The 12,059-nt window shown below is 55.5% G+C and carries 11 protein-coding genes and 1 pseudogene; 7 read left to right on the forward strand and 5 right to left on the reverse strand.

From position 1 onward, the window contains the following. Positions 1-211: 211 nt before the first annotated feature. A complete protein-coding gene (locus AAAB35_RS01740) occupies positions 212-529 on the reverse strand; it encodes a hypothetical protein (protein ID WP_340666531.1) in 318 nt (105 codons plus the stop codon). 43 nt (positions 530-572) lie between these two features. Next, positions 573-2,390 (reverse strand): chloride channel protein, encoded by a 1,818-nt coding sequence (locus tag AAAB35_RS01745; protein WP_340666532.1) that lies wholly within the window; start codon positions 2,388-2,390, stop codon positions 573-575. A gap of 71 nt (positions 2,391-2,461) precedes the next feature. Here AAAB35_RS01745 and AAAB35_RS01750 point away from each other — a divergent pair, with 71 nt between their 5' ends. Beyond that, positions 2,462-2,893 carry a MarR family transcriptional regulator gene (locus AAAB35_RS01750; protein WP_340666533.1) on the forward strand — a complete coding sequence of 144 codons (432 nt, stop codon included), beginning with the start codon at positions 2,462-2,464 and terminating at the stop codon, positions 2,891-2,893. Positions 2,894-2,986: 93 nt separating this feature from the next. Beyond that, positions 2,987-3,196, forward strand: a complete 210-nt coding sequence (locus tag AAAB35_RS01755; RefSeq protein WP_340666534.1) for a cold-shock protein — start codon at positions 2,987-2,989, stop codon at positions 3,194-3,196. A gap of 630 nt (positions 3,197-3,826) precedes the next feature. On the opposite strand, the gene AAAB35_RS01760 is transcribed toward AAAB35_RS01755, so the two are convergent. After that, on the reverse strand, positions 3,827-4,318 hold the full coding sequence (locus tag AAAB35_RS01760; RefSeq protein WP_340666535.1) for a MarR family transcriptional regulator: 492 nt from the start codon (positions 4,316-4,318) through the stop codon (positions 3,827-3,829). Between the two features lie 61 nt (positions 4,319-4,379). Between AAAB35_RS01760 and AAAB35_RS01765 the strand changes: the two genes are divergently transcribed. The 3 genes from AAAB35_RS01765 to AAAB35_RS01775 all read left to right on the forward strand — a co-directional run bounded on the left by AAAB35_RS01765 (position 4,380) and on the right by AAAB35_RS01775 (position 8,858). Continuing rightward, complete coding sequence (locus AAAB35_RS01765) at positions 4,380-5,180, forward strand: NAD(P)-dependent oxidoreductase (protein WP_340666536.1); 801 nt, start codon at positions 4,380-4,382, stop codon at positions 5,178-5,180. Between the two features lie 1,363 nt (positions 5,181-6,543). Beyond that, positions 6,544-7,800, forward strand: coding sequence for a glycosyltransferase (locus tag AAAB35_RS01770; protein ID WP_340666537.1), 1,257 nt, complete (start codon positions 6,544-6,546; stop codon positions 7,798-7,800). A gap of 2 nt (positions 7,801-7,802) precedes the next feature. After that, a complete protein-coding gene (locus AAAB35_RS01775) occupies positions 7,803-8,858 on the forward strand; it encodes an HlyD family efflux transporter periplasmic adaptor subunit (protein ID WP_340666538.1) in 1,056 nt (351 codons plus the stop codon). Positions 8,859-9,352: 494 nt separating this feature from the next. Here the strand turns inward: AAAB35_RS01775 and AAAB35_RS01780 are convergent, their stop codons facing one another. Continuing rightward, a complete protein-coding gene (locus AAAB35_RS01780; protein WP_340666539.1) occupies positions 9,353-10,237 on the reverse strand; it encodes an NmrA/HSCARG family protein in 885 nt (294 codons plus the stop codon). A gap of 98 nt (positions 10,238-10,335) precedes the next feature. Between AAAB35_RS01780 and AAAB35_RS01785 the strand changes: the two genes are divergently transcribed. Further along, positions 10,336-11,307 carry a LysR family transcriptional regulator gene (locus AAAB35_RS01785; protein ID WP_340666540.1) on the forward strand — a complete coding sequence of 324 codons (972 nt, stop codon included), beginning with the start codon at positions 10,336-10,338 and terminating at the stop codon, positions 11,305-11,307. A 293-nt stretch (positions 11,308-11,600) separates the two neighbouring features. Here AAAB35_RS01785 and AAAB35_RS01790 read toward each other — a convergent pair whose 3' ends face one another. Continuing rightward, positions 11,601-11,738, reverse strand: coding sequence for a hypothetical protein (locus AAAB35_RS01790; RefSeq protein WP_340666541.1), 138 nt, complete (start codon positions 11,736-11,738; stop codon positions 11,601-11,603). Here AAAB35_RS01790 and AAAB35_RS01795 point away from each other — a divergent pair. Then, a pseudogene (locus AAAB35_RS01795) lies at positions 11,737-12,059 on the forward strand (arylsulfatase); the annotation flags it as partial. The gene AAAB35_RS01790 and the pseudogene AAAB35_RS01795 sit on opposite strands and share 2 nt — an antisense overlap.

Here is a 12,059-nt window from a genome sequence, read left to right on the forward strand (position 1 = left end):
GTGTGGTCTAGGTGATCTCTCAAACGCCGGTACTTTCACAAATGGAAAAAATTTTCAGAACAATTTTCTATTACTAGCAAACTTACACAAATTTTTTTCCTATGCAATAATTTGAGTGTCGTCAGCGGATATTGCTTTAGAAGTTGCTTTTAATTGAGTGATCGCGGCTCGTTTTTTAATGAGGCAGTTCAATTACCCGTAACGATTCCGACTATGCGATCTTGTCCTGTTCCCTAAATTTTTGATCGAGACGCCGCGTCCAATGACCGAAGCTGTTGATCAGCAGCAACCAATCGTTTTGCAGTTCAAGTTTCAGAAGCTCCCAATCCACGCCTCGCGACGCGGCATCAAGCCTCATTTTGAGCTTCGCCTGGATTTGACGGGCCCGATTATCAATGTCGTTTGCCTTGACCATGCTGTCGTGGGTCCATGGACCTCCTTTGGCGTATTTGCGTCGATTACTCAGGTCTCTTTCGAGGGCATCAAGCTTCGATTCAAGTCTGGCGAAGTATGTTTCATCCGTCATCACAACCTCCAAAGTGTGTCCGTTGTCATTGATCGTGCGATAGCGTTCACCGCCCTTCTTCCGTCGCTTCGGATATCACCATCTTTCCGTCTGATTTTCCGCCGCGAAAGAAACCACCGCGTTCATGCTCAGCAGACTGATTATTGAGCCGCGTTCGCAGCAGGTCCTTGCGGGCAACGAGGCCGACGACCTGACGCGTTCTTGGGTCTATGATCGGCAGCCGCCCGACATCATTCAAGACCATGCGGTCGGCCACTTGCGCGACAACTTCTTCCGGGTAGCCAAATAGCGCGTTGTTGTCGGATATGCGTTCGAATAATGTTTCATCCGCATGAGTGTCCTCGATGGTCCATCGTAAGACATCTGCGCGATCGACCACGCCAACAAGTCGATGCCAGTTGTCGACGAGCGGATAGGATTTGTGCCTGTGACCGGGGCCTTTGAAATAGTTGATTGCAACATCAATGCGCATCGACGCCGGCAAAACATCCGGATCCTTTACCATCACATCGGAGACGCGAAGCAGCTCAAATGGATCAACACTGTATTCGCGTGTGATGTGCTGTCCGCGCCGCGCAATCTTTTCCGTCAGTATCGAGCGCTTCATCAAGAGTACGGTGACGGCGTAGGCCGATCCCGTCGCAATCAGCAGCGGTGGCAGCAATTCAACCTTGCCCGAAAGCTCAACAGCAAAGACAATTCCTGTCAACGGTGAGCGCATAGTGCCGCCCATCATGGCAGCCATTCCGAGCAGCGACCAAAATTCGACTGGGCCTGGCAGATACTGTCCTTCCAGATAGCCGAAGGAGCCGCCAATAATCAGGAGAGGAGCCAGAACGCCGCCCGACGTGCCAGATGACAATGCAAGAATCCAAATGATGATCTTGACCAATACCAGTGCAATCACAGCTTGCGGTGCAATCGAATGGTTGAGCAAGTCCCGGATGACGTCATATCCGACACCCATCGCCCGGGGCTCGACGATGCCACCGATGCCGACCGCGAGGCCGCCGATGGCCGGCCACCACATCCAGTGAATCGGCAGTTGGCCGAAAAGGTCTTCTGCCGCGTAGAGCAGCAAGGTGAGCAAACCCGACGCCATTCCCATTGTGATACCCACCACAGCGCTGAGCATCAGCACCCATACGGTTATGTCCTGTTTGAAAAAGAGGGGAAACAGTGGTGCGTCACCGATGAAAAGCGGCCGCCATGCGATTGCGACTGCCGCGGCGACCATCACCGGAATGAGGCTGCGCGGCTTCCACTCAAATAACAACAGTTCAACAGCCAGAAGTACTGCTGCAATGGGTGTACCAAAAATGCCCGTCATGCCTGCAGCGGCGCCAGCAACGAGGAGCGTCTTGCGCTCGGCTGCACTTAGGTGAAAGCATTGGGCGAACAGCGAACCGATCGCACCACCGGTCATGATAATCGGACCCTCGGCGCCGAAAGGCCCCCCGGTGCCAATTGCGATGGCCGAAGATAATGGCTTTAGGACCGCTACCTTGGGATCCATGCGGCTGCTTCCGATCAAGATCGCTTCAATTGCTTCCGGTATGCCATGTCCGCGGATTTTTTCAGAACCGAAACGAGCGATCAGTCCAATCAAAAGGCCGCCTAAGATAGGAACCGCGAGCGTCATTGGACCTGGGGTCAGATCAGCGAATGAAACATCCTCGACGGAAACGCGATGCAACCAGGCAAGATTGGTGGCAAGCGCTATGAGCTTGATCAAGATCCAGGCCGCAAATGCGCCGCCTGTGCCTGCAATCAAAGCCATGGCGGCAAGAATAAGAACACGATGGTCGGTTGAGAAATCACCCAAGGCTGGGGTCGAGCGGACGAAGTTTTGTTTGTGCAGCATTTCGGTCGTTCTGTAATGTCGTTGATGAAAAACACATTATATCGTAATACGATATATATCAAGGAGGGTCCATGAGTGATAACGAGAGTTCTCGGAATTATGGCTTGAACGATGCCGACTACGCGGCGCTTGCACAGTTTCGGCGCGCCATCCGCGCGTTTTTGAATTTCAGTGAACGCGCAGCGCGGGACTGTGGGTTGGCACCGCAGCAACATCAGGCCATTCTCGCCATTCGCGGATTTGGATCGGCAGGTGAAATGACCGTCGGTAATCTGGCCGAACATTTGATGATCCAGCACAATACAGCGGTTGAACTCATAAATCGTTTGCAGTCGGCCGGTCTGGTTGAACGTTCGATTGACAGTGACGACAGACGCCGTGTCACTATTCGGCTAACGGAAAAGGCCAACGAACTTCTAGAGCGACTGTCCACAGCGCACATTGTAGAGTTGCGGCGCAGTGGAAAAGAATTGGCGGACATTCTCGGGCAGTTCTATCAATAAGGAAACAGACAGGCCGGTCCCAGAGACAATGCTAGGGCTTGATCACTTATCCACGCCTCGATATGGTTTTCTTTGCAACAAAGGGGATAAGTAATGGCGACTGGTACGGTGAAATGGTTTAACTCCACCAAAGGTTTTGGATTTATTCAGCCTGACAATGGTGGTGCTGACGTATTTGTACATATTTCTGCCGTCGAGCGCGCAGGATTGCGTGGGCTCAATGACGGTCAGAAAATCACTTACGAGATGGTTCAGGACAAAAGATCCGGCAAAATGTCTGCGGATCAGCTGAGCGTCGGCTGATGAGGTGAACCCAGAAAATTAAGAAAGGCTGAGCCATGGGCTCGGCTTTTCGGTTCCGATAAATCGCACCATTTTGTTCGATTCCGCGTGGACTCGCAGGTAGATGAATCCCAGGTTTCGGAAGCAGGCGCAGCGAACGTCGAGGCTGTCATAGAAGTTTATGGGTTGCACGAGAATGCCCCACCCAACGACAGCCGAATTGGCGTATGCCACGTTTGCCCTTTGAGCCTATCTGCGAATGAACTAGACCGCCGTCAACTTGAAGCCGCAAGGAGGCGCCGCCCGAGGTTCGTCCCCGGTGCATGCCTGGATGTTGCATTACCCGCCGGCTAAGCGGCCAACCCCCTTGTTCCCAGATATTCTGCGTGAAGAACCGAAGATGCTGGCGTCAGCGCCCTAAGAACCCTCCCGCAACGCATGTGATAGGCACGCCCGCGAATCCGCCCCAGTCTCTAAAATCAAGTGCTTTCACAAACTCGGCCTTTGCGGCAGGCTCATGGGGCTCATCGGAGGCTACTGTTCAAAGCTGCTTGCGAGACCGACCGCACGATCTGCTCTGGCCCCATAATCCAAAATTTCGCGGATGAGGCCGTTTTTAGTTTTTGGTCCATCTGGCGTGCCAAAGCGAGTTTATCGATGCGATGCGCCTTTTCCTTTTTCGGGCGATGCGACGGTGACCAGCCAGCGCCGGATCACCGCTTCGTCCCCAGCCGACAGACCAGTTGTGATTTCCTGTTCGATGGTTCGAACATGCTCTCGGCATCGCGCCAGCAATACTCGTCCCTTATCGGTCAATTCGATGTGCTGGATTCGTCCGTGGATGGAATGCGGGCGGCGTGTAATCGAGCCATTACGATCCAGATTTGACACGATGACGCTCACCGTCTGGGGCGTGAGCAGCGCGAGCCGGGCGAGGTCGGCGTTGGACAGGCCGGGGTAATTGGCGAGCATCGTCAAGACGGCAAATTGCGGCTGCGTGACGTCTAGGTCAGCCATCGCACGCTCAAGCCTGAGGCGAAACGCACCGGCGGCTTGACGCAGCAGATAGCCGAGATGGCCATGCTCGCCGCGTTTGCCCTCGCCGGGCGCAGGAATGGAATGACAATCGTCGGTCTTGTGCATATTGTGAGAGCTCTTATATTATGTTCGAGCTCTAACATTATCATCACGAACGAGGAGAGTCATGGGCAAAAGAATATTTCTCGCGGGCGCAACAAGCGCAATCGGCAAGCGTCTGATCCCGCTTCTAACGCAAGCCGGTCACCATGTCGTCGGAACGACACGCTCAACGGTCAAGGCAGAGACATTGGCCCGAAGCGGCATCGAACCTGTCGTGGTAGACGTGTTCGATGCCGACGCGCTGAATCGCGCAGTCAAGACAGCCGAGCCAGAAATTGTTATCCACCAGCTCACCGCCTTGCCGCCAGGCCTTGATCCGGCGCTCATGGGAGAGGCATTGAAGGCAAATGCACGCGTAAGGAAAGAGGGCACGCAGAATCTGGTCCACGCCGCCCAGGGTGTTGGTGTGCGTCGATTGATCGCGCAAAGTCTCGCATGGGTCTATATGCCCGGTCCACAGCCTTTCACGGAAGCATCGCCGCTTTACACAGGCGCCATTGATGAGCTGGACGTGAGCAAGCGGGGCGTCATCGCGCTGGAGGACAGTGTTATGAACGCCGCGCCGATCGAGGGGATCGTCTTGCGCTATGGGCGGATGTACGGACCGGGAACCGGCTTCGACTCGCCCCCTTCAGCCCTGCCGCTTCATGTCGATGCAGCGGCCTATGCTGCATTTCTCTCCATCGATCACGGTGGTCCCGGTGCCTATAACATCGCCGAGCCGAATGACGAAGTTGCGACGGCCAAGGCAGTTGCGGATCTGGGCTGGAACCCTGCGTTTCGTCTGCCTATGAAGAAAAGCGCACCGTACATGAAAGAGGTCCGCAGATTTGGGGCTGGCCGTTTTTCGTTATATTCGTCATAAGCTTTTTGCATCGCTGCAAGTCTTGATAGGCGGGGCGGTGGACTTTCACCCACCGTCCATGGACCCAGGTTCAATCGTAGAGGGCAGGGTACCACTGACGGAGTTGCCAGCGACTTGAAAATGATGGGAAAAGTATCTTGTTTCATTGAGCAGACCCAGCGGAAAAGCGTCTCGGCAGGGCCCGGTATCCTGAGTTAGGACATCGTAGGTTTGCAGTGTACACTCCGCGCTTCTAGGGAGGATATATGCTCAAAACTTACTATAATTGCCCAATTTCCAATGAACCAGTGCATGAAGTGTTACCGCGAGCTGGCGGTTTCGTTGAGTTTTTTTGCCCAAACTGTGGTCAGTTTCGAATTTCCAACGCTTCGATCAAATCCATGAGGGACCGATCCCGCGCAGAGCGCGACGCGTTACTGACGGAAGCTAGGCGGAATGCCCAAGGTGGAGAAAGCGTTCCCATTATTAGAGACATCCATTGAGTGCACCGGCTACCGCGATGTGCCGTTCCGTGTTTAAGAGGAGCGAAGAATGAGGATGGACCCCCAAACACACGTGCGCCTGTTTGTCCCGAATGAGATGGAAGCCAGCTCAGTACTTTCATTCGACAGTCTGGCCTCAGCGCTGACAGCAATGAAGAACCGCACTATCATTAGGGTTGGAGTTGACGGGTATGGTCCGATGACACCGGCTGAGTTTGTCTCACATTGCAATCAGCAGGGCATTTTTGCCCGTACCCAATAGCGTTGATGAAAGAATGCAATGGCTGGGAGCTCTGATGGGCCAGAGAAGCGAGTTTTTACAGCAAGCGTTTCGACGGCCACCACCATGATGCGGGATCAACCTCTCTGCGCGCCGGACCTGCGGGTTGTGGACCAACCTTTCTTGCGCTTCGTCTTTGCGCTCGCAAATCCTTAGCGCACCGCACTTGGAACCCGCCTGCGGTTCAAAAGGCGCAACGGCGAGTGCGTTGCCTCGGTAGTGTCGATCGCAAACGTCCGCTCGGGTCATAAGCGATCATCGCCTGTATTTTAAAACCGGTTGCAAAAGCTATGCGTATCTCATGGCAAAGCGGAGGCCGTTTTCCATTATGATACATAGATCTGGTACACAACCACGATCATTTTTTAAAATACCGTTGTTTTTACTGCATAAATCGTCATGACGTTCGTTTCCGGGCCGAGCAAGACCTAAGCCACCCGCCTCTGGCGTGAATTCAGAAACTTGGAATGCACAGTGTGGGGCGTCCGCACGTATATTTACTGTAACGTACTTCCCAAGTTTGCCGCCATTTGTTTGTCTCTCGATCGCGTAGAATACCGACGTCGTCAACATCTCGAACAAGAGAGAGAGGCGCGAACCCGTGGACGGCATCCTTCTCCTCTTATGGCACTCCGACTGGGTGCTCTTGGCTTTCTCTGTCCTCATCTTTGAAATACCCCGCTACACTATTTCACTCGTCTCTCTCGCCGTTCTGGTGGTCGGAAAAAGTGAGCCGCGCGCAGCCAAGTCCGACTTGCGGATCAGTGTCGCAATTCCCACGTTCAACGGTGCCGGTGGTCTTCGTGAGACAATTGCTTCGCTTCGCAATCAGTCAGTACCGCCGTACGAAATTATAGTCGTCAACGATGGCTCGCTTGATCAAACACCCGCCATTGCCGAGCAAGCATTTGCCGAGGGACTGATCGATCTTGTCATTCACAACCCCAGCCGCTGCGGCCGCAGCCCGGGCGTAAACGTCGCAGCACGTTTTGCGCGTGGGGATTTGATCCTGACTGTTGATCCGGACACCGTTTTTTCGCGCACCGCCCTCGAGCGGATGGCAGCTGCATTTATCGATCCACACCTTGCGGCGGCAAGCTGCAACATCGGTGTCAGGAACGAGAGTGCTACGATCTGGACAGAATTGCAGGCGCTCGAATACCTGATGTCCATAAGCGCCGGAAAATCGTTTCTCGCGCAGATCGGTGCCATTTCCTGTTGTTCTGGCGCCTGCTCGCTCTATCGACGCGACATCTTCTTCGATCGTGGTGGGCTCGATGTAGGACCAGGAGAGGATCTTGAAATCACGTTGCGCTTGCGTCGGTTCGGCCATCGTGTTGGTTTCGTGCCAGATGCATGGGCATCAACGATGGCACCTGAATCATTCATCGCTCTCGCCCGCCAGCGATTGCGGTGGGACCGTGATGCCCTGAGGGTCCGTCTCATCCAGTATCGCGAGTGCTGGCCCTTCAGGTCAGAGGGGCTTGCGGACACCCTTCAACGACTGGACTTTATCGTCTTCGATGTCGTTCCGACGCTTTCTCTGCCGTTCTATCTAGCCTATTGCGTGCTGGTATTCGGCTCGGAAACACCGCAATTTCTTGCGGGAGTGAGCCTGCTTCTCATGATACTGGGCTTGTTCAATCTTGCGCTTACCGGCCTCCTGTTTAATCAGCGACCAAGACTTTTCAGCATGCTGGTCGCCCCGATCTTTCCAGTTTACCAAGGCATACTGATGAAGGGCGTGCGCTTTTGGGCTTTCACGTCGGAACTGCTATTTTCGGCCTCGCGTCAAGATGACTACGTGCCTCCTCGCGTCCGACGGGCGCTTGCGGCCCGATCCCCGAGGGAGATTTGACCATGAATCGTGAGATTCATCGCCTTGACGCCAATGTACCCGACCCGGTTGAAAGCCGCCGTGCTGGTGCGGGAAAAATTGTCCGGTTCGTTTATGCCGCCTTCGTGTTCGGGATACTCGGGTTCTTTGTCATCCGTTTTGGCGCCCCGCTCGTCTTACTCAATGGACCGGGTGTGGTCACCGCCCAGCTCTCGGCGATTTCCTCGCCATATCTCGTCCAGATCAAGCGTATGGCGGTACAACCTGGTGCCAAAGTTGAGACGGGTACGCTGATCGCCACGGTAAGTTCCCCCCAAGTCGATCAAACCTCGTCAGACCTTCTGCGAGCACTTGCGGAAATCACCGGCAGTGAGGCCGACCTTCGGGTCAAGGCACGCGTCGCACGCGATTCTATCGACGCCGCGCGGGCGCGATCAAGTATGGCCGATGACACGCTCAAACGTTTGGAAAAAGCAAATAGTGGGGAGGATTTTGGCCTGATCTATCGCACCGATGTTTACCGGGAGCGCGCAGAGGCCGTCCAAAGCCTGTTAGCGCTTGAAGCCGAGGCTGACGAGGCCGCGGCGCAGCTCGTACGGCTTGAGGCGGTTCGACGCGAAATCCGCGGACAATATGATGCAGTCAAAAGCGAATTTGACGACGGGCGCATCCTATCGCCAGCAAGCGGTATCATTGCGGCACGGACAAGCCACGCCGGCGAATCCGTGGTGGCTGGCTCCTCCATCGCGGAGATTTTTATTGACGGCGACACGTTCGTCGATTGGTACATCCCCAATTTTCGGCTGGTCGACCCACGCCCAGGCCAGAGGGTCGTCGTCGTGTATGGCCGTACGCGGCTACCAGGGACGATCAGCGAGGTTCTTCCGATCTCCGACCAGCTCGAATCGCGGCGCAGTTCGATCTTGCGCGAACCGTCAGCTGGACAAATCGGCCGCATTCGGTTTGACCCTGGGGTGTTGCCACCAACGCTGAATGCAACTGTGCATGTTCACATGTTCTATTCGGAGCTCACCGATCGCATCGCTTGGGCGCTGATAAGGCTGTTCAATCTCAATTGACACGGTAGCGACGATGAATGACAGCTCTTTCCCTGAACGGTGCCTCGTCTGCAATTCCACCAAACTGGAACGGCATGTTGTCGTCCACCACATGATTTGTGCTTATGTGGGACCCGAATACGACTTCGGGCGGAATTTAGAACAAAAGCGCTGCCCCAAATGCATGCGGCGATTGCTGGGCAGCGGGGAAGATTGGGAAGCGGTGGGAACGAGCGGGCTGTGTGGGCAGTGCGGAAGCGAAGCAGTTCTGCCGCCTTAACCGGCTGTCTTAACGCGCGAGGACGAAAAGCAATTCCCTTCGAGACATTGGTAAAACGGCGTCCTGATCGGTGGTTTTAGGGTTCTTGCGACAAATCTATTAATGGCCCCATTTCCTGGCGTTCGCCACGCATCGGATCGAACGCCAGGAATGGCTGGGAACCGGACCGCAGCTTGCCGGTTGCCGCTAATCCGCTTTCGTCCGGGTTTAATCGCCCGGCAATGTATCTGGGAACTCAGGTGGACGATGTCCGTTCAAGAGTCCTCCAGTCAAACTTGCGCGCCCAGTCGGCAAAACTGTGCCAGTGGATTTCCTGAAACTCCTTATGCAAGGCGGCGATATCGACGTCGTAGCCGACGCGGTCGAACCATTCGAACATAAGTGCCGCATCCTCACTTTGCTGGCGAGCAGCGGCGAGCGGGATTTCCTGATAGTTAATCGGGCGGCCGATGGCTTGCGAGAGAATTTTAGCCTGCTCTTCGCCAGATAACTCATCCCCGGCGAAGTCAAAGCGCTTGCCGAACACGTTTTCGCGCCGCTGAACCAGGGCAGTAACGAAGGCCCCGATGTCCGCCAAGGCCACCAGTTGAAGGACGCGTTTGGGAGGCATCGCGAAAGCATGCGTGCCGTGGCGCAGTGCGTCGATTGACCACGGCGCGACGATATTTTCCATGAAGGCGACCGGCGCGCTGATTGTGTAGGGAATGCCAAGGCCGGCGACATGTTTTTCGACGCGATACTTGCTTTCGAAATGCGGAATACCTGTTTTCTTGTCGGCATCGGCGACGGACGAATAGATCAAATGCCCGACGCCGGCAGCCTTCGCAGCGTCGGCGGCAAGAATCCCCTGGCGGGTTTCCTCCTCCACCCCGGCCTCGTAGCTGTTGCCCATCAAAAACATCGTACCAACGTCATTTGCAGCCTTGAGAATGGATGTCGCGTCGCCGAGATCGCCGGCCACGACCTCAGCGCCTGCCGACGCCAGTCCCCGTGCGGCATCACTGTCCGGCTTGCGGGTCAGTGCTTTGACCCGATGTCCTCTCGATAGTAGTGCGTGCGCAACCGCGCCACCTTGCTGGCCTGTTGCGCCGGTAACAAGAACACTTCGTTTGGTAGTCATATCTCTGCTCCTTCGTTTCCAATGGAGCGAAGTTAGGATCTGTTACATTAAACCATAATAGTCTATAATTGGAAAACATCGTCCCGAATTTGGATATAATGCTCAATCTCAACGATATTGTGGTGTTCGCTCGCGTCGTCGAGGCCGGTAGTTTCACCGCTGCCGCGCGACTGCTGGGCATGCCCAAGACGACGGTCAGCCGCCGTATTGCCGCGCTTGAGCGTGAGTTCGGCGTCCGTTTGCTTCAGCGCACCACACGCAGCCTCAACGTGACGGACGCAGGACGTCTTTACTATGAGCAGAGCAGCCAGGCGTTGCGGACAATTGAAGGTGCGAATCTACAGCTCGCGGAAGCGAGAGCAGAGCCTTCGGGCATAATCCGGATATCGGCTCCGGTCGGCTTTGGTGGTCACTTTCTATCCAATGCGATTTTCGATTTTCTGGCGACGTATCCAAAAACCAAAGTCGAGTTGTGCCTGACCGACGACACGCTCAATCTGGTCGAGAACGGTATAGACCTCGCATTCCGCACAGGCATCCTTCCAGACTCCACACTGATCGCCCGCAAACTCGGCTCTACGCATAGAATCCTGTGCGCCAGCCCGAACTATCTCGCCCGTCATGGCGTGCCATTAGTGCCTGCGGACCTCGCCCGCCACCACTGCGTCATCGCCGGCTCTTCGATAGCGAATCTGCACTGGGTATTGGAAGGCTTGCATGGCCAGGAAACGGTTACAGTGTCCGGGCGCTTCGCCGCCAACGAAATGCAAGCAGTAACTGCTGCTGCAATTGCGGGCTGCGGCATCGCACAATTGCCCTTCCAGGTGGCCGAACTGTTTATCAAGGACGGGCAGTTGCGCCGCGTTCTCGACGATTACACGACACCGGTCGGAGGACTCTATGTTGTATACCCGAGCAGCCGACACCTTTCGCCCCTGGTCAAGGCATTCATCGAGCTTGCAGGTGAACGTTGGACCACCGCCGGAACCGGCGAGAGGGATGAGGCTGCGTTCATATCGAACCCGAGCAGTTCGGCCGGCGAGTTGGCTCAAGAGCAGATCATCACATAGATGAAAGTTGAGTGACTGTATCGCTCAGCTTTGGGTCGAATCCGGTCATCGAGCTGCCGAACTGCGACTGGCGATGCCGGCGATCCGGCAACCTCGCGAGCGTGGCTGCTCGCTGCACATATCCGGGGCTTAAAGTGAACGTCTGAACATAGCGATTCCTCCAGTATTATCTCGTCCTCTACCAACAGCCGTGGGCACTGTATGTTACAGTAATACACTTCACTGGCGGCCGGTAATCAGGCATGCTTCTAGAGGTTGCAGTCTTCTCGGACCTGTTAGTTCGACTTACTATTTCACTGTTGTTTCCAGCCACATAGTCCGCCGACCACATAGTCCGCCGATTGTCTACTCTGACCGTCGAGTTTGTAGGCGCGCGTATCGGCTCTTACCCAGAAGCGTTGCTGCAACCAGGCCAAGAAGGGATATCCCATGCGCCTTCATCGTGATGTGTTCCACACTTCTCGCCGGTTGCTCGCCGCCCTTGGATTCACGGCTTTATCCGGGCTCATCTGCCCGGCACCCGCACAGGAGGTGACCGGCGTTCCCGGTACGCCCGGAGCCACCACCACGATCGACGGCAAGCAGCTTCCCGCACCGCCGCCGCCGTTCGGCGGTGTGATCAAGCAGAAGGCCTCGGAGTCGCAGCCCTGGTGGGCGCCGCGTGTCGTGCCGCCAAAGGGTGCACCGAACGTGCTTCTCATCATGACCGATGACCAGGGTTTCGGCGCACCAAGCACCTTCGGTGGCGTCAT

Source organism: Phyllobacterium sp. (assembly GCF_037994425.1).
GTDB lineage: Bacteria > Pseudomonadota > Alphaproteobacteria > Rhizobiales > Rhizobiaceae > Phyllobacterium.